This window comes from Micromonospora sp. NPDC001898, assembly GCF_042891255.1.
In the GTDB taxonomy this organism is placed as follows: domain Bacteria; phylum Actinomycetota; class Actinomycetes; order Mycobacteriales; family Micromonosporaceae; genus Micromonospora.
On record NZ_JBIATC010000003.1, the window covers coordinates 639,872 to 662,851 of the forward strand.

Sequence of the window (22,980 nt, forward strand, 5' to 3'; positions counted from 1 at the left end):
GTTGACAGCAACCTCATCGAGGGTGTGGTACGCAAAATGGGCCGGCACGGTCCTCGACGTCGACGTCGAGGCTCTGCGCCAGGAGGTGGCCGTCTCTCATGACTGAATCATGGCTGCGGCGGACACTGCGGCGGGCCGGGCTTGGCCCTCCCAACGGGGTCGCTTCAAAAGCGGAAACTCCGGTATAACGAGCATGCTGTTTCCGCTGGCCGGCATCGTCCCCCTCGGAGTGCCCATGACGACGCGGTTGCGTGACCGTCTCGACGAGATACTTCGAGCTGGCCAGGTCGGCGGTCTGCACACCGTCGCGGCGGCTCGCGGCGGTCAACCCGTGCTTGAGTACTACGGGGCCGGTGAGGACTTCGCCTGGGGCGACTCGCTGGGCGTCGTCGAGTTCGGGCCCGGGGTCCTACACGACATCCGGTCCGTCACCAAGAGCGTGACCGTCCTGTTGTACGGCATCGCGCTCGGCGAAGGGCTGGTCCCGCCGCCGGCGGAGCCGCTCCTGCAGCGGTTCCCGCAGTACCCCGACCTGGCGGCCGACCCCTGGCGTGCCCGGCTCACCGTCGAGCACGCACTGACGATGTCGTTGGGCGTGGAATGGTGCGAAGATCTCCCGTACACCAGCCCGGCCAACGCCGAGATCGCGATGGAGCTGGCGCCGGACCGGTACCGGTACATCCTGGAGCGGCCGATCCTCGAGCCGCCCGGCACCCGGTGGACCTACTGCGGCGGTGCCACGGCTCTGCTCGGCCGACTGATCGCCGACGGCACCGGGCAGTCGCTGCCGCAGTACGCGCAGGCCGTGCTGTTCGCGCCGCTGGGCATCGGCAGCTTCGAGTGGATGACCGGCGCGGACGCAGTGGCCTCCGCCGCGTCCGGGCTGCGACTCGCGCCCCGCGACCTGGCCCGGCTCGGCGAGCTGGTGCTGGCCGAGGGAACCTGGGACGGTCAGCGGATCGTCCCCGCCGACTGGATCCACACGATGCTCCAGCCACGCCTGCAGACCAGCTGGGGCGCGCAGTACGGTTACCAGTGGTACATCGAATCCATCGAGGGCCATCGGCTGGTGGCCGGCATGGGCAACGGCGGCCAACGCCTGTTCGTCCTGCCCGACCTGGACCTCACCGTGGCCATCACCGCCGGCAACTACGACGACCCCGACCAGTGGCGGACCCCGCTCACGGTGCTGGAACGGGTCATCCTTCCCGCAATGGCTTGACGGCACCGCGCCCGCCGGTCAGCCCATCGGCAGGGCACACATCTGGGCCGGACGTCATCAGCTGTCGGAGTGCCGCCGTCGAAGACGAAGAGCATCTTGTCGCCCTCGTCTGGCCTCGGAGCCCACTGCCCGGAAGCCGCTGACGGCCTGGCGACGGCATGATCATGGTCCAGCGACCCTCCGGACAACCTAAACCGCAGCTCAGGGCACCTATGCCCGTCACTTGGCGTTGAAGTAGTTCGCCTCCGGGTGGTGCACCACGATCGCGTCGGTCGCCTGCTCCGGCACCAGCTGGAACTCCTCCGAGAGCTGCACCCCGATCCGATCCGCACCCAGCAGGTCCACGATCTTCGCGCGGTCCTCCAGGTCCGGGCAGGCCGGGTAGCCGAACGCGTACCGGCAGCCCCGGTAGTCGTTGCCCAGCAGGCCCGCCAGGTCCGCCGGGTCGTCGTCGGCCACCGTACGACCGCCCGGCAGCGTCAGCTCGGCCCGGACCCGCCGGTGCCAGTACTCCGCCAGCGCCTCCGTGAGCTGCACCGACAGTCCGTGCACCTCCAGGTAGTCGCGGTACTCGTTGCCGGCGAACATCTTCGCCGTGTACTCGCTGACCGGCTGCCCCACGGTCACCAGCTGCAACGCCACCACGTCGAGCTGGTCGCACTTGGGCCGGAAGAAGTCCGCCAGGCACAGCCGCCGCTCCTGGCGCTGCCTCGGGAACGAGAACCGGGCCCGCTCGGCGTGCCCGTTCTCGTCCAGCACCACCAGGTCGTTGCCCTCCGAGTACGCCGGGAAGTACCCGTACACCACCGCCGCCTCAAGGACCTTGTCGGCGGTCAGCCGGTCCAGCCAGTACCGCAGCCTGGGCCGGCCCTCGGTCTCCACCAGTTCCTCGTACGACGGGCCCTTGCCGCCCCGGGCGCCCTTCAGCCCCCACTGCCCCAGGAACGTCGCCCGCTCGTCCAGCAGCGCCGAGTACTCCGCCAGCGGCAGGCCCTTCACCACCCGGGTGCCCAGGAACGGCGGGGTCGGCACCTCCGCGTCGCGGGCCACGTCGGAACGCACCGACGCGTCGTCCAACTCCGGCAGCGCCTCGGTCACCATCGCCCGCTGCCGCTCCCGACGCGCCCGACGCGCCGCCAGGGTCGCCTCCCGCTCCGGGTCCACCACCGGCGCCCCGCCCCGCTTCGCCGTCATCACCCGGTCCATCAGGGACAATCCCTCGAACGCGTCCCGGGCGTAGTGCACCTGGCCCGGGAACAACGCCTGCAGGTCGTCCTCCACGTACGCCCGGGTCAGCGCCGCACCGCCGAGCAGCACCGGCCACCGCTCGGCGACCCCGCGCGTGGCCATCTCGGCCAGGTTCTCCTTCATGATCACCGTGCTCTTCACCAGCAGCCCGGACATCCCGATCGCGTCGGCCCGGTGCTGCTCCGCCGCGTCCAAGATCGCGGTGATCGGCTGCTTGATCCCGATGTTGACGACCTCGTAGCCGTTGTTGGACAGGATGATGTCGACCAGGTTCTTGCCGATGTCGTGCACGTCGCCCTTGACCGTGGCCAGCACGATCCGGCCCTTGCCGCCGTCGTCGGCCTTCTCCATGTGCGGCTCCAGGTACGCCACCGCGGTCTTCATCACCTCGGCCGACTGGAGCACGAACGGCAGCTGCATCTGGCCCGAGCCGAACAGCTCGCCGACCACCTTCATCCCGTCCAGCAACAGCTCGTTGATGATCGACAACGGGGACCGGCCCTTGGCCATCGCCGTGTCGAGGTCGGCCTCCAGGCCGTTGCGCTCGCCGTCGATGATCCGCCGCTTGAGCCGCTCCTCCAGCGGCAGCGCCGCCAGTTCCTCCGCCCGGGTGGCCCGTGCCGAGGAGGCGTCCACCCCCTCGAAGATCTCGATGAAACGATGAACCGGGTCGTGCCCCTCCCGACGCCGGTCGTAGATAAGGTCCAGCGCGATCTCGCGCTGCTCGTCCACGATCTTCGACATCGGCAGGATCTTGCTGGCGTGCACGATCGCCGAGGTCAACCCGGCCTGCACGCACTCGTTCAGGAACACGGAGTTGAGCACCTGCCGGGCCGCCGGGTTCAGCCCGAACGACACGTTGGAGATGCCCAGGGTGAAGTTCACCCCCGGCCAGCGGCGGGCGATCTCCCGGATCGCCTCGATGGTCTCGATGCCGTCGCGCCGGGTCTCCTCCTGGCCGGTGGCGATCGGGAAGGTCAGCGCGTCGATCAGGATGTCGGCCCGGCGCAGCCCCCACCGTCCGGTCAGGTCCTCGATCAGCCGCCCCGCGACCCGCACCTTCCACTCGGCGGTGCGGGCCTGCCCCTCCTCGTCGATGAGCAGCGCCACCACCGCCGCGCCGTGCTCGGCGATGATGGGCATCACCCGGGCGTACCGGGAGCCCGGCCCGTCGCCGTCCTCGAAGTTGACCGAGTTGACCACGCACCGGCCGCCGAGCATCTCCAGCCCGGCCTCGATCACCTGCGGCTCCGTCGAGTCGAGCATGATCGGCAGCGTGGACGCGGTCGCGAACCGGCCGGCCAGCTCCCGCATGTCCGCCGTGCCGTCGCGGCCCACGTAGTCCACGCACAGGTCGAGCAGGTGCGAACCGTCCCGGGCCTGGCTGCGGGCGATCTCCACACACGCCTGCCAGTCGGCGGCGAGCATCGCCTCCCGGAACGCCTTCGACCCGTTGGCGTTGGTCCGCTCCCCCACCATCAGCACGCTGGCGTCCTGGGCGAACGGCACGTGGTGGTAGATCGAGGAGACGCCGGCGTCGGCCTGCGGCCGCCGCGGGCCCGGCCGCGTGTCGCGCAGCCGCTCGGCGACCACCCGGATGTGCTCCGGGGTCGTCCCGCAGCAGCCGCCGATCAGCGAGACTCCGTACTCGGCGACGAACCGTTCCAGCGCGTCGGCCAACTCCACCGGGGTCAGCGGGTAGACCGCCCCGTCGGCGGTGAGCTGCGGCAGCCCGGCGTTCGGCATCACCGACAGCGGCACCCGGGCGTGCTGGGAAAGGTAGCGCAGGTGCTCACTCATCTCCGCCGGCCCGGTGGCGCAGTTCAGCCCGATCAGGTCGATGCCGAGCGGCTCCAGCGCGGTCAGCGCCGCGCCGATCTCACTGCCCAGCAGCATCGTGCCGGTGGTCTCCACCGTCACGTGGCAGATCAGCGGCACCGTCCGCCCCGCCGCGGCCATCGCCCGGCGCGACCCGACCACCACCGCCTTCACCTGGAGCAGATCCTGGCAGGTCTCCACGATCAACGCGTCCACGCCGCCGTCGATCAGCCCGGCCGCGTTCTCCTGGTACGCGTCGCGCAGCGTCGCGTACGCGGTGTGCCCGAGCGTGGGCAGCTTCGTGCCCGGGCCGATCGAGCCGAGCACGAACCGGGGTCGATCCGGGGTGCTCCACGCGTCGGCGGCCTCCCGGGCGATCCGCGCGCCGGCCTCGGCCAGCTCCCAGATCCGGTGCGAGATGTCGTACTCGCCCAGGTTGCTGAGGTTGGCGCCGAAGGTGTTCGTCTCGACGCAGTCCGCCCCGGCAGCCAGGTACGCCTCGTGCACCCCCCGGATCACGTCCGGGCGGGTCACGTTGAGGATCTCGTTGCAGCCCTCGTGGCCCTCGAAGTCGTCCAGGGTCAGGTCGGCCGCTTGGAGCATCGTCCCCATCGCGCCGTCGGCGACGAGGATCCGGTCTGACAGCACATCCAGCAACGAAGTCCGCACGGTTTCAGGGTAATGCGAGGACGCGTGAATGGGTTGCCGCCCGCGCGCGCTCCCACATTCTGTCGGCCGGATCACCCTGGGCGGCGGGGCGGGAAGCACCTGCCTCGTTCCGGCTCGGCTCGGGCGGGGTGACCCGGCCGCCCGGCGGCCGGAACGGCGCGGCCGACGGGCCGCATCCCGCGCCGACCCGTAGGCTGACAGACGTGAAGGACAACAGGGACGCCACCGTGCACGGCGGGCGGGCGACAGGGCCGTCGCCCGTGGCCGCCCCCGACGAGCAGGGTGAGGTGACGGCGTGACCGAGTTCGACGGACTGCCGGTACTGCGGTCCCCCGTGGCCATCGCCGCCTTCGAGGGCTGGAACGACGCCGCCGACGCGTCGACCGCCGCGGTCGAGCACCTGGAGCAGGTCTGGGAGTCGCGGCAGATCACCGAACTGGACCCGGAGGACTTCTACGACTTCCAGGTCAGCCGGCCGACGGTCACGATGGCCGACGGCGAGACCCGCCGCGTCGAGTGGCCCACCACCCGATTCATGGTGGCCAGCCCCGAGGGCACCGAACGGGACGTGGTGCTGATCCGGGGCATCGAGCCGAGCATGCGCTGGCGCACGTTCTGCGAGCAGGTGCTGGAGATCTGCCACAGCCTTGAGGTCGAGCGGGTGGTGCTGCTCGGCGCACTGCTGGCCGACGTGCCGTACACCCGGCCGCTGCCGATCACCGGCAGCGCCTCCGACGCGGAGGCCGCCCAGCGCTACCAGCTCACCCCCACCCGCTACGACGGCCCGACCGGGATCGTCGGCGTGTTGCAGGACGCCTGCACCCGGGCCGAGGTGGACGCGGTCTCGTTCTGGGTGCACGTGCCGCACTACGCCAACAACCCGCCCTGCCCGAAGGCCACCCTGGCCCTGCTGCACCGGGTCGAGGAGGTGCTCGACCTGCCGGTGCCGATGGCCGACCTGGCCGAGGAGGCCGCCGAGTGGGAGCAGCGGGTGCGCGGTGCCGCCGAGCAGGACGCCGAGCTCGGCGAGTACGTGCGCGAGCTGGAGGAACGCGTCGGCGACGCGGGCATCACCCCGTTGACCGGTGACGAGATCGCCCAGGAGTTCGAGAAGTACCTGCGCCGGAGAGGCGGCTCGGCCGGCCCCACCGCCGGCTCCTGGTAGCCGCCCCCACCGCGCATCAAGGGCCCCGGATCGCCATGATCCGGGGCCCTTGCGCGTGTCCGGGGTGGCGAGGTCACGTCCCGTACGGCATCCTAGGAACCTAGCTGTCATTCGAGGAGGCGGGCATGCAGATCAACCCCGGCGCGGCCGAGTTCCCGCACCGGCAGATCGCCGCGCAGCTCAAGGCCCAGGTGCGTCGCGGCGACTGGGGGCCCGGCGAGCGGCTGCCGTCCATCCCGGCCATCGCCGAGATGTTCGGGGTCGCCAAGCAGACCGTGCAGCGCGCCGTCGACCAGCTGCGGGTCGAGGGCATCCTGATCACCAAGCCCGGCTCCGGTACGTACGTCCGGGGCACCCGGCGCCGGCTCAACCGCCTCGCCCGGGGCCGGTACGGCGGCTTCCGCGGCTACCACACCGACCTGGCCGCCCGGTACCGCCAGCAGCTCGTCTCGGTCGGCCGGACGCCCGCCCCACCCGAGGTGGCCGACGCGTTCGGCGTCGCCGACGGCACCGAACTGCTGTGCCGCCGGCACCTCGTCCGCACCGAGGACTCCCCCGTCGAGGTGGGCGCCTCCTGGTTCCTACCGGCGGACACCGCCGGCACCTCCCTGGAGCGGGGCGAGGCGTTCGGCCGCCCCCTCTACCAGGAGGCGGAGGAGGCCACCGGCCGGCGGTACGTCACCGCCACCGACACCATCACCGCCCGCCAGCCCAGCCGGGAGGAGTCGGAGACACTCCAGATCCGCCCCGACACCCCCGTGCTGCACCTGCTGCACGTCGCCTACGACGACCGGCGCAAGCCCATCGAGGTCGCCCAGGCCACCTGGCCGGGACCGATGACCACGCTCACCGAGGAGTACCGGATCCCCGCCCCCGCGCCGGATCCCGACCCGGACCCCGGTCTCGTCCTGGGCTGAGCCGCCAAGGGGCGGGTCAGTCAGAGGCGGAGACCCAGGAGGGCGTCGAGGGTGTCGGCGAACAGGGGCGGGGCGGCCCGGTCGGCGCCCTCACCGGCGAGGGTCCGCTCGGCCCAGGCGTCGGCGACCGCGATCGCGCCGGGGGTGTCGAGGTCGTCGGCGAGCCGGTCGCGCACCGCGGCCAGCAGCTCGACCCCGGACGGGCCGGCGGTGGCGGCGGCGGCCCGGCGCCACCGGGCCAGGCGCTCGTGGGCGGCGGTGAGCACGTCGTCGGTCCAGGTGCGGTCGGCGCGGTAGTGCTCGGCCATCAGCCCGAGCCGGACCGCCACCGGGTCCACCCGGTCGGCGCGCAGCCGGGAGACGAAGACCAGGTTCCCCTTGGACTTCGACATCTTCTCGCCGTTCAGGCCGATCATGCCGGCGTGCACGTAGTGGGTGGCGAACGGCGACCGCCCGGTCAGCCGCTCCGCGTGCGCGGCGGAACACTCGTGGTGCGGGAAGATCAGGTCATTCCCGCCGCCCTGCACGTCGATGGTCTCGCCCAACAGGTTCAGGGCGATCACCGCGCACTCGATGTGCCAGCCCGGCCGGCCCGGGCCGAGGTCGCCACCGGGCCAGGACGGCTCGCCCTCGCGAGCCCCCCGCCACAACAACGGGTCCAGCGGGTCCCGCTTGCCCGCCCGGTCCGGATCGCCACCGCGCTCGGGGAAGAGTTCCAGCATCTCCGGCCGGGACAGGTTCGACTCGTAGCCGAACGCCGGTACGGCGGTGATGTCGAAGTAGACGTCGCCGGTGCCGTCGTCGAGCCGGTACGCCGCGCCGTCCGTGAGCAGGAGCAGGACCTTGTCGGCGATGTCCGGGATCGACTCCACCGCGCCGACGTAGTGCGCCGGCGGGATGATCCGCAGCGCCTCCATGTCCTCCCGGAACAACGCGGTCTCCCGCATCGCCAGGACCTTCCAGTCCTCGCCGTCGCGCTCGGCCCGCTCCAGCAGCGGGTCGTCGATGTCGGTGACGTTCTGCACGTACCGCACCGTCAGACCGGAGTCCCGCCACACCCGCTGCACCAGATCGAAGGTGATCATGGTGGCGGCGTGGCCGAGGTGGGTGGCGTCGTACGGGGTGATGCCGCAGACGTACATGGTGGCGGTGCCGTCGGGCCGACTGGGTTCGACCCCGCGCCGCGCCGAGTCGAACAACGTCAGCGGGCCACCTCTGCCGGGCAGCCGTGGCACCTCATGCCCCACCCAAGACTCCATGCCCGTCAGCCTAACGAGCCACCCGGCGCACCGAAGCCACCCCATGGGTGATCAACACGACAAACTCTCGCGTCGGAACGGCTTGCCCGCCCACCGTCACATGGGTGGCCAGGGCATCGCCGGCCAGTCCTCCGGCGGCTGCGGGAAGCGGCCGGCGTCACGCAGCCGGCCCACCCGCGCGGCGACCTCCGCGACCTCGCGGATCGTCAGGTGCTCGCCGAGCTCCTCGCCGAGCGCGCCGGCGAGCTGGCCGGCGAGGTCGGCGAGCATCTCCAGCGCGTCCGGCGGCAACTCCCGACCGGCCCAGCCCCACAGCACGGTGCGCAGCTTCTCCTCGACGTGGAAGCTCACCCCGTGGTCGACGCCGTAGATCCGGTCGTCCGGGGCGACCAGCACGTGACCGCCCTTGCGGTCGGCATTGTTGATCACCGCGTCGAGCACGGCCAGCCGGGCCAGGCGCGGGTCGTCGGCGTGCGCCAGGGCGTACGGGGTGCCGTCGTCGTCCCGGGCCGCCGCGATCGGGAGCCAGCGCGGCGGCACCGTTTCGGCGGGCACGAACCCGACCAGCGGCTCGGCGTCGGACGGCTCGTCGATCCACAGCTGGCAGGAACCCGGGCCGAACGGGCCGTCCCGCAGCACCGTCGGCGGCACCAGGTCCCAGCCGCTGGCCCGGGAGACCAGGTACGCCGAGACCTCCCGCCCGGCGAGGGTGCCGTCGGGGAAGTCCCACAACGGTCGCTCGCCCCGCACCGGCTTGTAGACGCAGCGTGCGCTCAGCCCGTCAAGGGTGAGCGCGCCGAGCAGCGTGGCGTTCGACGCGTCGACCAGCCGACCTTCGACGGTCAGCTCACCGTCGCGCAGCAACCGCAGCGTCGCCGCGCCGTCCTGGCAGGGTTGGAGTTCGGACGACGTCACCGGTGGTAACCGTTGTGCCGCGGGCACAGGTGCCCGGCGGGGTCCAGCGGCTGCCCGCAGAGCGGACAGGGCGGGCGACCGGCGTTGACCACCCGGCGGGCCCGCTCGATGAACTCACGGGTCGCCTCGGGGGTCAACCGGACGCGCAGCCGGTCGAGGGTCTCGTCCGGCTCCTCGTCGTCGGGATCCTCGTCGTCGTCCTCGGAGTCGTCGGGTTCGACCTCGGCCTCCCCCTCACCGGTGGCGATCGCCTCGATCACCACCGTGGCGGTGTCGACGTCGAAGGCCAACCCGAGGGTGCCGACCCGGAACTCCTCGTCGACCGGCGTGTCCAGCGGCTCGTTGTCACCCACGGAGACCGTCGGCTCGGGCAGCTGCACACCGAAGCGACGCTGCGCCTCGGTCAGCAGCTCCTCCAGCTTCTCGGCGAGCAGCGACACCTGGACCTTCTCCAGCGCGACGCTGACCAGCCGACCACCGCCGCGCGCCTGCAGGAAGAACGTGCGCTCCCCGGGCGCCCCGACCGTCCCGGCGACGAACCGCTCCGGCGGCTCGAAGGCGTGCACCTGGTGGCTCATACCCACGACCCTATCCGGCCCGCCACGGCGTCGCGCACCCCACCGACCGCGAATCGCGCACCCGCGTACCCGTGGGGCCCGCCCCGGCCCGGCGGGCCCGGCGAGCGCCTCACCGCACGGCCCCGGCGCCTCCGCCCACGGCGGCGTCGGAGTCCGTCGGCCTCGTCGCCCGCCGCCGCCGCTTGCGCGGCGGCGGCACCAGCGCGGCCAGGTCACCGCCGGTGTCGTTGAGCCGCACCACGAACGGCCGCAGCGGCGTGTAGCGGATCGCCGTCACCGACGCCGGGTCGGCGACGATGCGCTGGAAGAGATCCAGGTGTACGCCCAACGCGTCCGCCACGATGGCCTTGATCACATCTCCGTGGCTACAGGCCAGCCAGACCGCCTCGGGGCCGTGTTCGGCGGTGATCCGCGCGTCCCAGGTACGCACCGCCGCGACCGCCCGCGCCGCCATCGCGGCCATCGGCTCCCCTTCGGGGAAGACCGCGGCGCTCGGGTGCTGCTGGACCACCGGCCAGAGCGGCTCCTTGGCCAGCTTCTTCAACGGCTGCCCTTCCCAGCTGCCGTACCCGCACTCGATCAGCCCCTCGTCCACGGTCGGGCCGGCCTGCGGGAGGGCGAGTTCCAGGGTCTGCCGGCAGCGGATCAACGGACTGGTCACCACCGCGGCGAGGGGCAACCCGCGCAGCCGCTCGCCCACCGCCGTGGCCTGGGCCCGCCCGGTGTCGTCCAGCTCGACGGGCTGCCGGCCGGCGAGGCCGCCGTCGGCGTTGGCGGTGGTGCGGCCGTGCCGCAGAAGGAGAAGAGTCGCCACGCCACCCACCCTATGGGGTACCGCAGGACGGCGACCGCCCACGGCGCTGCCCAACCCCACCCCCACCTGTGCGGTGAGCAGGAGTGGGGGTGGGTGGGGTGGGTTTTCGTCAGGTGGCGGAGATGGTGCCGGTCATGAGCAGGGCGAGAACCAGGGTGCCCAGGGCCACCCGGTACAGCACGAAGACGTACAGGGTGTGGTGGGCGACGTAGCGCAGCAGCCAGGCGATGGCGGCGTAGCCGATGACGAAGGCGATGAGCGTGGCGACCACCAACTGCGCCCCGCTCGGCGCGGCGGTGCCGGGCGCGGACGGTTCGAACACGTCGCCGAGGCTGAACACCCCGGACATCACCACGGCGGGGATGGCCAGCAGGAACGAGTATCGCGCCGCCGTCTCCCGGGTGAGGTTGAGCAGCAGGCCGGCGGTGAGCGTGCCGCCCGAGCGGGACACCCCGGGAATCAGCGCCATGGCCTGGGCGAAGCCCATCACGATGCCGTCGCGCATCCGGAAGTTCGCCAGGGTGCGGGTCTGCCGGCCCCAGTACTCGGCGAAGGCGAGCACGAAGGCGAAGACGATCAGGGTGGTGGCGACCAGCCAGAGGTTCCGGCCGGCGGTCTTGATCTGGTCCTTGAAGAGGAACCCGAACAAACCGATCGGGATGGAGCCGACGATCACGTACCAGCCCATCCGGTAGTCGAGGCTGCTGCGCACCGAGCGGTCGAACAGGCCGACCAGCCAGGTCCGGGTGATCCGCCAGATGTCCTTGGCGAAGTAGATCAGCACGGCCGCCTCGGTGCCGAGCTGGGTGACGGCGGTGAACGAGGCTCCGGCGTCGCGGTCGAAGAAGATCGCCGAGGTGATCCGCAGGTGCCCCGACGAGCTGACCGGCAGGAACTCGGTAAGGCCCTGGACGACGCCCAGGACGATGGCCTCGATCCAGGTCACTCGCCGACTCCGGCCAGGTCCAGCGCCTCGGCGACGGTGCGCAGGGTCTGCACGCCGCTGTCCCGGTCGGCCACGAAGAGGGTCACCGACAGGGTGGTGACGCCGGCGGCCGCGTACTCGCCCAGCCGCTCGGCGATGCGCTCCTTCGGCCCGAGCAGCGAGGTGCGGTCGATGAACTCCATCGGCACCGCCGCGGCGGCGTCGCGCTGCCGCTTGGCCAGGTAGAGGTCCTGCACCTCGCGGGCAGCGTCGCCGTAGCCCATCCGGGTGGCGAGCTGGTTGTAGAAGTTCTGCTGCCGGCTGCCCATGCCGCCGACGTAGAGGGCGGCGTAGAAGCGGACCAGCTCGGCGCAGGAGGCCACGTCGTCGCCGATGACCACCGGTACCGACGGCACGACGTCGAAGCCGGCCAGCTCCTTGCCGGCCTTCGCCCGGCCGGCCCGCACGGCGGCGAGCTGCTCCTCGGCGAACTCCGGGGAGTAGAAGACGGCCAGCCAGCCGTCGGCGATCTCGCCGGCCAGCTCCAGGTTCTTCGGGCCGACGGCGGCGAGGTAGATCGGGACCTGCTCCCGGGGTGGGTGGAAGCCGAGCCGCAGCGCCTTGCCCGGGCCGTCGGGCAGCGGCAGCGTGTAGAACTCGCCGTCGTACTCGACCGGCTTGCGGGCGATGGCGAGCTTGACGATGTCGACGTACTCCCGGGTGCGGGCGAGCGGCTTGGCGAAGCGCACCCCGTGCCAGCCCTCGGAGACCTGCGGCCCGGAGACGCCCAGACCGAGCCGGAACCGGCCGCCGGAGAGCGCGTCGATGGTCGCCGCCGTCATGGCGGTCATCGCCGGGGTGCGGGCGGGGATCTGCATCACCGCGCTGCCCACGTCGATCCGTTCGGTCTGCCCGGCGATCCAGGCCAGCATGCTCGGCGAGTCGGAGCCGTATGCCTCCGCGGCCCACACCACCGAGTAGCCGAGCCGGTCCGCCTCCTGGGCGAGCGCCAGGTGGTCGGCGGGTGTGCTCCACGCCGTCTGGTATCCGAGGCTGAGCCCGAGTCGCACTGGTCCTCCCCCATCCGCAGCACAGGTCGCATCAGGTTACGCAACACCGGCGGCGGAGCCGATCACCGGCTCACCCCGAACGCGTCACGTCGGGGCGGACCGGCCGGACGGATGGGAATCCCGCCGACCGGAGGGGCGAGCAGGAACTTGACGGGAGCGAGGATGTCGGTGACGGCAGGTTGGAAATAAGGTTCACCCATGCAACAGCGACCGCTCGGCCGAAGCGGGCTGGCGGTTTCCCGGCTCGCGCTCGGCACCATGACCTGGGGCCGGGACACCGACGCCGACGACGGGGCCGCCCAGCTGAAGAGCTTCCTCGATGCGGGCGGCAACCTGGTGGACACCGCCGACGTGTACGGCGACGGGGACGCGGAGGCGGTGATCGGGTCCCTGCTGGGCAGCCTGGTCCCCCGCGACGATCTGCTGATCGCGACGAAGGCGGGGCTGCGGCCGGGCAACGGTCGGCGCCGGGACACCTCCCGGGGCCACCTGCTGCGCACGCTGGACGCCTCGCTGCGCCGGCTCGGCACGGACCACGTGGACCTGTGGCAGGTGCACGGGTACGACCCGGACACGCCGTTGGAGGAGACCCTGGCCGCCCTGGATCACGCGGTGACCAGCGGCCGGGTCCGCTACGTCGGGGTGTCGAACTTCTCCGGCTGGCAGACCGCGCGGGCGGCGGCGTGGCAGGCGGCGTGGCCGGGGCGGGCCCCGGTGGTGGCCGCCCAGGTGGAGTACTCGCTCCTGGAACGGGGGGTGGAGCGGGAGGTGCTGCCGGCCTGCGCGGCGCTGGGCCTGGGGATGCTGCCCTGGTCGCCGCTGGGCAGGGGGGTGCTCACCGGCAAGTACCGGCACGGCCGGCCGGCGGACTCGCGGGCCGCGTCGGCGCACTTCGAGCCGTTCGTGGCGACGTACCTGGAGCCGCGCTGCTCCAGCATCGTGGAGGCGGTGGCCACGGCGGCCGGGGGGCTGGGGGTGTCGCCGCTGGAGGTGGCGCTGGCCTGGATCCGGGACCGGCCCGGGGTGACGGCCCCGATCCTCGGCGCCCGGACGGTAGGGCAGCTCCTCGGGGCGCTCCAGGTGGAGCGGGTGACCCTGCCCGACGAGATCGTCGTCGCGCTCGACGACGTGTCGGCGGTGCCGATGGGCTATCCCGAGCGGGACGGCTGACGGGGCCCGTCGCGCAGGTAGGGCGGAGGCGGCGGTCACCTCGGGAGGGGTGGCGGACGACCGGCGGGCTGGGCAGCATGGAAGCCATGGACTACGAATACGCGCCGCTGCGGTTGCCCTCGAACGTCGACCGGTTGACCGCCGCGGCGCAGCTGGCGATCCAGGCGGAGTTCTCGGGCTGGGAGCTGGCCCGGGTGCGGCTGTACCGGGACGGCACGCGGCAGGTCGTGCTGCGCCGCCGCCGGGTCGACCAACTCCAGCCGGGCCTGTCGTACTGAGTGCCGGGTCGCCTCCGGGGCGACCTCGGTGCGACGCCGCCCCGGGCCCGAGCATCCGCTCGGGCCCGGGGCGGCCACGGCCTAGTGGCGGTGCCCCGCGTGGTCGTGATCCTCGTCGTCTTGGTCGAGGAACGGGTGCTCGTCGAGGCGGCCCACGAGGCGGTCGTCGGCGGCGGGCTGGAACGGGCCAACCGCGTCCTCGTCGTCGAACGACTCCAGGTCGATCGAGGCGTCGACCTCGCTGACCATGACCACGCCGTCGAGCGGTTCCAGCTCCGGGACGTCCAGCGCGCTGAGTGAGCCGTCGCCGCTCTGTAGCAGCTCCAGCACCGCCTCACCGACGCCCTCGACGGGTGCCGGCTCGTCGTCCTCGGGGGTGCCCTCGCGGCGGGCCGCCTCGGCGGCCCGGATCAGCGCCGCGACGCTGGGCACCCGGTAGTCGCGGCGCTGGCGCACCGAGATGACCCGGGGGTGTGGGTCGGTGGCCTCGACGCCCTCGGCGGCGCCGAAGCGCTCGTCGGCCTCGTCGGGGTCGATGGACTCCACGTCCCAGGGCGTGACCTCGCCGAACGCGTCGAGCAGTTGCTCGTCGTACGCGAAGGACGCGTTGTTCAGCGCGACGTACGCCTGCCAGACGTCGTCGTCGTCGACGCGGCCCTGGGCGGTCCGGACGGCGGCCAGGTGCACGCGGGCGGCGTCGATCACCCGCTCCAGGGCGGCATCCAGCTCACCGTGCTGGTCGGTCATGTACGTTCCCTTCGCAATGTGGGATGTTCCGCGCCGAACGGTAGGGCGACGGACACGGTCAGCAACTCCGGAGGAACCGGTCGAGAACCCGCACGCCGAACTGTAGTCCGTCCACCGGAACCCGCTCGTCGATGCCGTGGAACAGCCCGGAGAAGTTGAGGTCGGCGGGCAGCCGCAGCGGCGCGAAGCCGAAGCAGCGGATGCCGAGCTGGGAGAAGGCCTTGGCGTCGGTGCCGCCGGAGAGCATGTAGGGCACCGGCCGGGCGCCCGGGTCCTCCGCGCGCAGGGCCACGGACATGGCGTCGACCAGATCGCCGTCGAAGGTGGTCTCCAGGGCGGGCTGGCGCTGGATGTACTCGATCACGATGTCCGGGCCGACCAGCTCGCGCAGCTGCTGCTCCAGCAGCTCGGACTGGCCCGGCAGGCTACGGCAGTCGATGGTGGCGGTGGCCCGGCCGGGGATGACGTTGTCCTTGTAGCCGGCGGCGAGCCGGGTCGGGTTGGCGGTGTTGCGGATCGTCGCGCCGATGATGTTGGCGATCGGGCCGAGCTTGGCGATGGCGGTCTCCGGGTCCGCCGGGTCCAGCTCGACGCCGAGCAGGTCGGAGACCTCCTCGAGGAACGCCCGCACGGTGTCGGTGACCACCACCGGGAAGCGGTGCCGGCCGATGCGGGCCACCGCCTCGGCGAGGACGGTGACCGCGTTGTCGTCGTGCACCATCGAACCGTGGCCGGGTCGGCCCCTGGCGTGCAGTCGCAGCCAGTCGATGCCCTTCTCGGCCGTCTCGATCAGGTAGAGCCGCTGGGACTCGTCGATCGTGTACGAGAAGCCGCCGACCTCGCCGATGGCCTCGCTGCAACCGTCGAAGAGGCCGCGGTGGTGCTCGGTGAGGAAGTGCGCGCCGTAGTCGCTGCCGGCCTCCTCGTCCGCGGTGAACGCCAGCACGATGTCGCGGGCCGGCCGGACGCCGGTGCGCTGCCAGTTCCGCACCACGGTCAGCACCATGGCGTCGAAGTCCTTCATGTCGATCGCGCCACGGCCCCACAGGTACCCGTCGCGGATCTCCCCGGAGAAAGGGTGCACCGACCACTCGTCGGGGTCGGCGGGCACCACGTCGAGGTGGCCGTGGACGAGCAGGGCGTCCCGGCCGGGGTCGGTGCCGGGGATACGGGCGACGAGGTTGGCCCGGCCCGGGGCGGACTCGTGGATCACGGCGTCGACGCCGACCTCGGCCAGCTTCTCCGCGACGTACTCGGCCGCGGCGCGTTCCCCGGCGCTGGTGGCGTTGTCCCCGGTGTTCGTGGTGTCGATGCGCAGCAGGTCACGGCAGAGGTCGACGACCTCGTCGGCGGGCTCGGGTCGGGCGGAAGCGGCGTCGCTCGTCATCGGCTCTTCATACCAGCAGCGGCCATCGGGCAGGTCGCCCGGCCGGCCCTCCGTTTCGCGCGGGCCCGCGCCGGGTACCGCCGGTCCCGTCCCGCACCGCCCGATTGGGCCGCCCCGCCGCACCCGTCGGCCGCCGCACCCCGCCACCGAGGAGGGCACCATGACCGTCCCCCTGCCCCCGTTGCCGCCCGTACCCGAGGAGGGCTATCGGCCCGGCGGACGCAGCCTGGTCGACATCGTCGACCAGGAGCACCGGCAGATGCTGGCCCTGGCCGACCGGATCGGCGGCCCCGACCCGGACCCGGAGCCCGGCGACCTGGTCCAGGTGCTCACCGCCACGGTCTCCCGGCACCTGTCGGCGGAGGAGCAGTGCCTGTTCCCCGCTGTGCGGGCCGCCCTCCCGCAGGCCGGCGAGCTGGTCGACCGGGAACTTGAGGCCGCCGGCGCGCTGCTGACCGCCCTGAAGGGGCTGGCCGGTCCGGCCGATCCCGCGCTGGCCGATGTGGTCGAGCGGGTACGCCGACACGCCGCCCGGGTCGCCGCGCTGGTCAGCCCGCTGGGCGAGGTGGCCACCGACGTGGAGCTGATCCGGCTGGGCAACCGGTGGGAGATCGCCGAGGAGGCCGCGCCGACCCGGCCGCACCCGGGCACCCCGGCGACGCCGCCCTGGAACCGGATCGTCGAGCCGGCGGTGGGCGTGGTGGACAAGGTCCGCGACGCGGTGACCGGCAGGCCGACGTACCTGACGGATCTGGGGCCGGAAGCGGGCGGGCCGGCGACCGGGTCGGAGGCGCGGCGACCGCCGGGCTGACCGATTATCGGACGGGCCGGCCCATACATCGGTCAACTCCGATGCCCCTAGGGCCTTCCGTCGATCCCCCGAGTGGCCATACCGTCACCCTATGAATCTGGAGCTGCGACACCTGCGGGTGGTCTGCGCCATCGCGGAGACGGGGAGCGTGACCAAGGCGGCGTCCACGCTCGGCCTGGCCCAGCCGGCGCTCACCGCCCAGCTCCAACGCATCGAGCGGACCCTCGGCGGCCCCCTGTTCGAACGGGACCGGCGGGGCGCCCGGCCCACCGCCCTCGGCGAGCTGGTGCTGTCCCGGGCCCGGGTCCTGCTGCCGGCCATGCAGGGCCTGCAGGACGAGGCAGCCCGGCTGGCCGGCGCCGATCCGACGCCCGCGCGGTACCGGTTCGGCGGGGTGAACAGCCCCATCCTCGGCCGCCTGGTGCACCGGCTCGCCGCCGCGCACCCCCAGGCCCAGATCACCACGTACGCCTCCTGGTCCACCGACGAGCTGGCCCAGCTCGTCGGCGGTGGCCGGATGGACTACGCCTTGGTCGGCGTCTGCGGCGACTCGCTGCCACCGACCGGACACGGGCTGACCTGGCGGGAGGTGGCGATGGAGCCGGTGCAGGTGCTGCTGCCCGAGGGACACCCGATGGTCGAGCGGGACGAGGTGCGCCTGGTGGACCTGCGCGACGAGCAGTGGGTCGCCGCACCCGGCGACGGCTGCTTCGGCGACTGCTTCGCCGCCGCCTGCGCCCGCGACGGCTTCACCCCCAGCAAGATGTACGAGGCCGACGTGCGCGGCTGCGTCGACCTGGTGGAGGCCGGCGCGGCGGTGGCGCTGTGCCAGGCCACCTTCCGCCCCGTGCCCGGGCTGGTGACCCGCCGGCTGGTCGGGACGCCGCTGCGCTGGCGGCTGATGCTGGGCTGGCACCCGGACTCGGCCGGAGCGGGCTTCGCCGCTGAGGTGCTGGACACGGCGGTGTCGGCGTACACCGACTCGCTCGCCGCGCACCCGGACTACCTGGCCTGGCTGCTGCGGCACCCGGAGTTCGGAGTACGCCGGCCCGCCCCGGCCGGTCCGGCGCCCGGCGGGGCGGGTTCCGGGGTGCGAATCGCCTGATGGTGGGTAATTGGGGCGGCATGACCGATCTCAACCCCACCGCCGACGACCGGGAGACGCTGCGGGAGGCCGCCGCCTCGCACACCGCCGCCTCCCGGGACGTGGAGGCGTTCCTGCGCCGCCTGCCCGCGGTCCCCGACCCCGCCGACATCACCGAGTACGCCGCCCTGCTCAGTCGGGAGGAACGGGCGCGCGGCGACCGCCAGGCCGCCGCGGACGCCGCCGGGCTGCAAATCGGCAGCATGGAGTCGGAGTGACCGCCACCCACCCTGGTCCCCGCGTGCGGCCGGCACGCGGGGACCGCGCAACGGCGCGGGCGAAAGGTCGGCTGGCCCGTGCGGGCCTCAGGAGCCGATGGGCAGCCGACGCGACGACGGGTGGCGTCAGCGTTCCACGAGGATGTCGTGGCCGAGATCGAGCAGGGAGTGCCGCCACTCGTCGTCGCTGGTGCCGCCCTTCGGGCGGGCCGCGGTCAGCGCCCGGATCCGGTCGATGGCGTCCCGCATCACCTCGACGTCCTCCGGGGTCAGGTCGACCTTGCGCTTGCGCAGCACCGCGAGGATCTGCCGGCCCGGCTCGGGCAGGTCGAGGGAGGGGTTCGGCCCGAACGACTCCTCGCCGGAGCCTCGGGTCAGCAGCCAGCTGCGCAGTTGCTCGGAGGTGACGTTCACCTCGGCGTGGAAGTCCTCCCAGAGCACCTCGACCTCGGGATCGAGTCGCGCCTCGCGTACCATCACGCCTCCTCTGCGGGCGGCGGCCCGGACGGTTCCGGTTCGCCGGTGTGGGGTTGCAGGCCCTCCGGCGGCACCCGCACCCGGGTGGGGTTGGCCGTCGGCGGGGCCAGGATCGGTTCGGCCGGTTCGTCGCGTGGGTTCTCCTCGCCGCTCTCCTCGGGTTCGGGCATCTCCCTCCTCCGCCCGCTCACCGCGGGTGGGACGTGGTGGCCGCGGAGTAGTCCCGGTCGCCGGCGGCCACCTCGAAGGCGAGCGCGTCGTCGCGGGCGTCCACGGTCACCCGCTGCCCCGGCGAGATCGCGTTCTCCAGCAGCATCCGCGACATCCGGTTGTCCACCTCGCGCTGGATCACCCGCCGCAACGGGCGGGCGCCGAACTCCGGCTGGTAGCCGCGCTCGGCGATCCAGTCGATCCCGGCGACGGTGAAGTCCACCCCGATGTCCTGGGCGTGCAGCCGGCGCCGGGTCTCCTCCAGCATCAGCTCGGTGATCTGGCGCAGTTGCTGCTGCTCCAGCCGCTGGAAGATGATCACCTCGTCGATCCGGTTGAGGAACTCGGGGCGGAAGTTCTCCTTGAGCCGGCGCATCAGCCGCTCGCGCAGCTCGTCGTTCTCCCCGGCCTCGCCGGCCGCGCCCGCGCCGAAGCCGACCGCGCGCTGGCTGCCGGTGATCAGCTCGGAGCCCAGGTTGCTGGTCATGATCAGAACGGTGTTCTTGAAGTTCACCGTCCGGCCCTGGCTGTCGGTGAGCCGGCCGTCGTCGAGCACCTGGAGCAGGATGTTGAACACGTCGGGGTGGGCCTTCTCGATCTCGTCGAGCAGCACCACCGCGTACGGGCGGCGGCGCACCGCCTCGGTGAGCTGGCCAGCCTCCTCGTACCCGACGTAGCCGGGGGGCGCGCCGACCAGCCGGGCGACGGTGTGCCGTTCCTGGAACTCGCTCATGTCCAGCCGGACCATCCGGTCGGCCTCACCGAACAGCGACTCGGCCAGGGCCCGGGCCAGCTCGGTCTTGCCGACGCCGGTGGGGCCGAGGAACAGGAAGCTGCCCATCGGCCGGTTCGGGTCGGCCAACCCGGTCCGCGACCGGCGCACCGCCTCGGCGACCGCGCCGACCGCGTCGTCCTGGCCGACGATCTTCTCGTGCAGGTGTCCCTCCAGCCGCAGCAGCCGGTCCCGTTCCTCCTCGGTGAGCTGGGCGACGGGGATGCCGGTGGCCCGGGAGACCACCTCGGCGATCTCCTCCGGACCGACGGCCGGCACCTGGGAGCCGCCGCCCTCGTCGCCCTTGGCCCGGCGGATCTGCGCCTCCATCTCGGCGATCTGGTCGCGCAGGGCGGAGGCCCGCTCGTACTGCTCGTCGGCGACCGCCTGCTCCTTGTCCCGGCGCACCTCGTCGAGCTGCTGTTCCAGCTCCCGCACGTCGGAGGCCGGGGTACGGGTGCGCAGCCGGACCCGCGCGCCGGCCTGGTCGATCAGGTCGATGGCCTTGTCCGGCAGGTACCGGTCGGTGACGTACCGGTCGGACATCTCGGCGGCGGCGACCAGCGCCTCGTCGGTGAACCGAACCTGGTGGTGGGCCTCGTAGCGGTCACGCAGGCCGCGCAGGATGGCCACGGTGTCGTCCACGGTGGGCTCGGGCACCAGCACGGGCTGGAACCGGCGGGCCAGCGCGGCGTCCTTCTCGATGGTGCGCCGGTGCTCGTCGAGGGTGGTCGCGCCGATCACCCGCAGCTCGCCACGGGCCAGCGCCGGCTTGAGCATGTTGGACGCGTCCATGCCGCCCTCGCTGCCCGCCCCGCCGGCGCCGACCAGGGTGTGGATCTCGTCCAGGAAGATGATCAGCTCGTCGCGGTGGGCGCGGATCTCGTCGATGACCTTCTTCAGCCGCTCCTCGAAGTCGCCCCGGTAGCGGGTTCCGGCGACCAGGCCGGCGAGGTCGAGCTGCACCACCCGCTTGCCGAGCAGGGTCTGCGGCACGTCGCCGTCGCAGATCCGCTCGGCCAGCCCCTCCACGATCGCGGTCTTGCCGACGCCGGCCTCGCCGATCAGCACCGGGTTGTTCTTGGTACGCCGGGAGAGGATCTCCACGGCCTGCTCGATCTCGGCGGACCGCCCGATCACCGGGTCGATCTGGTCGTTGCGGGCCAGTTCGGTGAGGTCCTGGCCGTACTGGTCGAGGGTCGGCGTGCCCCGGTCGGGCTTCGGGCCCGCCATCGGGCCGCGCTCGGCGCTGGCCGCCTGGAGCGACTCGGGCTGGATCCGGCCGGCGGCGAGCATCCGGCCGGCCGGGGACTCCGGGTTCAGCGGGAGGGCCATCAGGATGTGCTCGGGGCCGATGTAGTTGGCACCCATCGCGCGGGAGAGCTGGTGGGCGTCGAGCAGTGCCCGCTTGGCGGCCGGGGTGAGCGACAGGTTCGGCGGCACCTCGCCCCGGGGCGCGCCGTCGCCCCGCCCGCCCAGGGCGTTGACCAGGGTGTCGGGATCCGCGCCGGCCCGTCGAACCAGGTCGCGCAGCGGCTCCCGCTGCAACGCCGCCCAGAGCAGATGATCGGTGTCCAGGTCGTTGCTGTGCCGCTGGGCGGCCCGGCGGGCCGCGTCGGCGAGCATCTCCCGCGCGTCGGCGGTCATCAGCCGGGTGATGTCGACCCGGTGCGCCGGCCGGCGTCCCGCCTCGCCCCGTCCGAAGTACCGGGCCAGGAACTCGTCCCACGGGTCGGAGCCGAAGTCGCCGGTTCCCGTCATGTCTTTCCTCCCGCGATCGGACGCGCTCGCCGGTGCAGTCCTCCGCCGGCACGGACGGCGGTGGCTACCCGGCGACCGGCGCGACAAACGCCCCCGGGTGGCAGGCTGGGCCCATGGATGCGAGGCCGCTGCTGATCGTGGACGCCGCCAACGTCGTGGGGTCCCGCCCCGACGGCTGGTGGCGGGACCGGGCCGGGGCTGCCGCCCGGCTGCGCGACGCCCTGACCCCGGTGGCCGAGGTCGGCCTGCCGCCGCTGTTGCCCGGGCCCGCGGAGGTGGTGCTGGTGGTGGAGGGCGCGGCGCGGGGGGTGCCGACGGTGCCCGGCGTGCGGGTGGTGGCCGCGCCGGGTTCGGGCGACGACGCCATCGTCGAGCTGGTCGGCGCCGCCGCGGACCGCCGCCGGCTGGTGGTCACCGCCGACCGGGAGCTGCGCGGCCGGGTGGGCGCCCTCGGCGCGGAGGTGCAGGGCCCACGCTGGCTGCGCGGCGGGGCCTGACGGCTCGGCGTTGGGCCGGGTTTCTCCGTGTCGCTGGCCGGGGTGGCGCCCAGGCCCGAGGCGCGGTACTCGCCGCTCGCCGGACTCACCGCCGACACAACGAGGTCGAGCGGTCGGCGCCCTATACCGCCCCGTGCGCCGGGCAGTCGGGTGGCGGCCGGACGATTGCCTACCGCATCCGGTCGGGGACCTGCCTGTTGGCCCCTTTGGAGCTGCCCCGTTTACGCGCCCGCTCCATCGGTAGCACAAACGGGGCAGCTCCAAAGGGGCCAACGAAGGATGGACCGACCCGGCAGGGGCCGACCCGGCGAAGACCGAAATAATCTTGAAGTTTCCGTCGGACCGCGGAGGGCCAGGTCGGTGAGAGCAACGGACGCTGCGCGGAGCCGGTCACGACTGCACGTAGCGGCACGGCTTCGACGGTCCGAGGGGTTATCGCGCAGCGGGACCAAACGCCGTCACCGGTCCGCTTGATGGGACTGGACGACCCGCGTACGGGACTACCACCGAGCCGCCGGGCGGACTTCCCGCACGTCAGGGCGGTAAGCGGGCGGACGGGCAGCAACACTGACAGGGCGGTTGTTCTCTCCCCGACGGGGATGGGTTGTAATGGAGATCTCCCCGCCCCCAGGAGGTCCACGTGGCGAGCGTCGCCGAGCTGAAGGCAGCCATCGATGTCGCCCTCCAACAGATCGGTGACGGGCAGAGCGCCGTGCAGGCCGCCGGCGAGAAGCTCGCCGAGGCGCAGCAGACCCTGGCCGGGGCCCTGGAGGGCAGCGGGCACGAGACCGTCGAGGCGGCGCAGGCCTCGCTGACGCAGGCCAGCCAGGAGCTCGAGGAGTGCCTCGCGGCGACCCTCGTCGCGGTGGAGCAGGCACAGCTCTACGTCTCGACCCTGTAGGGGCGGG

22 protein-coding genes are annotated in these 22,980 nt (G+C 72.8%); 10 read left to right on the forward strand and 12 right to left on the reverse strand.

From position 1 onward, the window contains the following. The first annotated feature begins 235 nt into the window (after positions 1-235). The gene (locus tag ACFYZF_RS10755) at positions 236-1,222 is read left to right on the forward strand and encodes a serine hydrolase domain-containing protein (protein ID WP_387018149.1); all 987 of its coding nucleotides are present in this window, start codon (positions 236-238) and stop codon (positions 1,220-1,222) included. 219 nt (positions 1,223-1,441) lie between these two features. Here ACFYZF_RS10755 and metH read toward each other — a convergent pair whose 3' ends face one another. Further along, positions 1,442-4,957, reverse strand: a complete 3,516-nt coding sequence (gene metH, locus ACFYZF_RS10760; RefSeq protein ID WP_387018151.1) for a methionine synthase — start codon at positions 4,955-4,957, stop codon at positions 1,442-1,444. Positions 4,958-5,252: 295 nt separating this feature from the next. Here metH and ACFYZF_RS10765 point away from each other — a divergent pair, with 295 nt between their 5' ends. Both ACFYZF_RS10765 and ACFYZF_RS10770 read left to right on the forward strand, forming a co-directional pair. Then, positions 5,253-6,122, forward strand: coding sequence for a PAC2 family protein (locus tag ACFYZF_RS10765; protein ID WP_387018153.1), 870 nt, complete (start codon positions 5,253-5,255; stop codon positions 6,120-6,122). Positions 6,123-6,247: 125 nt separating this feature from the next. Continuing rightward, positions 6,248-7,039: a GntR family transcriptional regulator gene (locus ACFYZF_RS10770; RefSeq protein WP_387018156.1), complete on the forward strand. Its 792-nt coding sequence runs from the start codon at positions 6,248-6,250 to the stop codon at positions 7,037-7,039. 20 nt (positions 7,040-7,059) lie between these two features. On the opposite strand, the gene mshC is transcribed toward ACFYZF_RS10770, so the two are convergent. From mshC to ACFYZF_RS10800, 6 genes are all read right to left on the reverse strand, one after another. Beyond that, complete coding sequence (mshC, locus tag ACFYZF_RS10775; protein ID WP_387018159.1) at positions 7,060-8,298, reverse strand: cysteine--1-D-myo-inosityl 2-amino-2-deoxy-alpha-D-glucopyranoside ligase; 1,239 nt, start codon at positions 8,296-8,298, stop codon at positions 7,060-7,062. A gap of 96 nt (positions 8,299-8,394) precedes the next feature. After that, entirely contained in the window at positions 8,395-9,213 is an 819-nt protein-coding gene (locus ACFYZF_RS10780) for an SCO1664 family protein (RefSeq protein WP_387018161.1), read from the reverse strand. Next, entirely contained in the window at positions 9,210-9,791 is a 582-nt protein-coding gene (locus ACFYZF_RS10785) for a DUF3090 domain-containing protein (protein ID WP_387018164.1), read from the reverse strand. The genes ACFYZF_RS10780 and ACFYZF_RS10785 overlap by 4 nt, the downstream gene beginning before the upstream one ends. Positions 9,792-9,900: 109 nt before the next feature. Then, positions 9,901-10,614 carry a histidine phosphatase family protein gene (locus ACFYZF_RS10790; RefSeq protein ID WP_387018166.1) on the reverse strand — a complete coding sequence of 238 codons (714 nt, stop codon included), beginning with the start codon at positions 10,612-10,614 and terminating at the stop codon, positions 9,901-9,903. A gap of 100 nt (positions 10,615-10,714) precedes the next feature. Further along, positions 10,715-11,551, reverse strand: a complete 837-nt coding sequence (locus ACFYZF_RS10795) for an undecaprenyl-diphosphate phosphatase (RefSeq protein ID WP_387018169.1) — start codon at positions 11,549-11,551, stop codon at positions 10,715-10,717. Continuing rightward, positions 11,548-12,600 (reverse strand): LLM class F420-dependent oxidoreductase, encoded by a 1,053-nt coding sequence (locus tag ACFYZF_RS10800; protein WP_387018172.1) that lies wholly within the window; start codon positions 12,598-12,600, stop codon positions 11,548-11,550. The genes ACFYZF_RS10795 and ACFYZF_RS10800 overlap by 4 nt, the downstream gene beginning before the upstream one ends. Positions 12,601-12,798: 198 nt before the next feature. Here ACFYZF_RS10800 and ACFYZF_RS10805 point away from each other — a divergent pair, with 198 nt between their 5' ends. Further along, positions 12,799-13,770: an aldo/keto reductase gene (locus ACFYZF_RS10805; protein WP_387018175.1), complete on the forward strand. Its 972-nt coding sequence runs from the start codon at positions 12,799-12,801 to the stop codon at positions 13,768-13,770. Between the two features lie 86 nt (positions 13,771-13,856). Continuing rightward, positions 13,857-14,048 carry a DUF5703 family protein gene (locus tag ACFYZF_RS10810; protein WP_350883090.1) on the forward strand — a complete coding sequence of 64 codons (192 nt, stop codon included), beginning with the start codon at positions 13,857-13,859 and terminating at the stop codon, positions 14,046-14,048. 81 nt (positions 14,049-14,129) lie between these two features. On the opposite strand, the gene ACFYZF_RS10815 is transcribed toward ACFYZF_RS10810, so the two are convergent. Together ACFYZF_RS10815 and ACFYZF_RS10820 are read right to left on the reverse strand one after the other, a co-directional pair. Beyond that, positions 14,130-14,795 carry a hypothetical protein gene (locus ACFYZF_RS10815; protein WP_387018178.1) on the reverse strand — a complete coding sequence of 222 codons (666 nt, stop codon included), beginning with the start codon at positions 14,793-14,795 and terminating at the stop codon, positions 14,130-14,132. A 58-nt stretch (positions 14,796-14,853) separates the two neighbouring features. Beyond that, positions 14,854-16,182 carry a M20/M25/M40 family metallo-hydrolase gene (locus tag ACFYZF_RS10820; RefSeq protein ID WP_387018180.1) on the reverse strand — a complete coding sequence of 443 codons (1,329 nt, stop codon included), beginning with the start codon at positions 16,180-16,182 and terminating at the stop codon, positions 14,854-14,856. Between the two features lie 160 nt (positions 16,183-16,342). On the opposite strand from ACFYZF_RS10820, the gene ACFYZF_RS10825 reads away from it, so the two are divergent. The 3 genes from ACFYZF_RS10825 to ACFYZF_RS10835 all read left to right on the forward strand — a co-directional run bounded on the left by ACFYZF_RS10825 (position 16,343) and on the right by ACFYZF_RS10835 (position 18,355). Beyond that, positions 16,343-16,993 (forward strand): hemerythrin domain-containing protein, encoded by a 651-nt coding sequence (locus tag ACFYZF_RS10825; protein ID WP_387018184.1) that lies wholly within the window; start codon positions 16,343-16,345, stop codon positions 16,991-16,993. Between the two features lie 91 nt (positions 16,994-17,084). Further along, positions 17,085-18,098 carry a LysR family transcriptional regulator gene (locus ACFYZF_RS10830; protein WP_387018187.1) on the forward strand — a complete coding sequence of 338 codons (1,014 nt, stop codon included), beginning with the start codon at positions 17,085-17,087 and terminating at the stop codon, positions 18,096-18,098. 20 nt (positions 18,099-18,118) lie between these two features. Further along, on the forward strand, positions 18,119-18,355 hold the full coding sequence (locus tag ACFYZF_RS10835) for a hypothetical protein (RefSeq protein WP_387018190.1): 237 nt from the start codon (positions 18,119-18,121) through the stop codon (positions 18,353-18,355). 126 nt (positions 18,356-18,481) lie between these two features. Here the strand turns inward: ACFYZF_RS10835 and ACFYZF_RS10840 are convergent, their stop codons facing one another. From ACFYZF_RS10840 to ACFYZF_RS10850, 3 genes are read right to left on the reverse strand one after another with little or no spacing between them, the layout of a single operon-like run. Next, on the reverse strand, positions 18,482-18,832 hold the full coding sequence (locus tag ACFYZF_RS10840; protein ID WP_387018193.1) for a DUF3140 domain-containing protein: 351 nt from the start codon (positions 18,830-18,832) through the stop codon (positions 18,482-18,484). Next, a complete protein-coding gene (locus ACFYZF_RS10845) occupies positions 18,832-19,002 on the reverse strand; it encodes a hypothetical protein (RefSeq protein WP_387018196.1) in 171 nt (56 codons plus the stop codon). Before ACFYZF_RS10845 ends, ACFYZF_RS10840 begins: the two co-directional genes overlap by 1 nt. Positions 19,003-19,019: 17 nt before the next feature. Beyond that, positions 19,020-21,575, reverse strand: a complete 2,556-nt coding sequence (locus ACFYZF_RS10850; RefSeq protein ID WP_387018199.1) for an ATP-dependent Clp protease ATP-binding subunit — start codon at positions 21,573-21,575, stop codon at positions 19,020-19,022. Positions 21,576-21,688: 113 nt separating this feature from the next. Here ACFYZF_RS10850 and ACFYZF_RS10855 point away from each other — a divergent pair, with 113 nt between their 5' ends. Both ACFYZF_RS10855 and ACFYZF_RS10860 read left to right on the forward strand, forming a co-directional pair. Beyond that, positions 21,689-22,072: a hypothetical protein gene (locus ACFYZF_RS10855; protein ID WP_387018201.1), complete on the forward strand. Its 384-nt coding sequence runs from the start codon at positions 21,689-21,691 to the stop codon at positions 22,070-22,072. A 640-nt stretch (positions 22,073-22,712) separates the two neighbouring features. Further along, positions 22,713-22,973, forward strand: coding sequence for a hypothetical protein (locus tag ACFYZF_RS10860; RefSeq protein ID WP_074473389.1), 261 nt, complete (start codon positions 22,713-22,715; stop codon positions 22,971-22,973). Positions 22,974-22,980 lie beyond the last annotated feature (7 nt).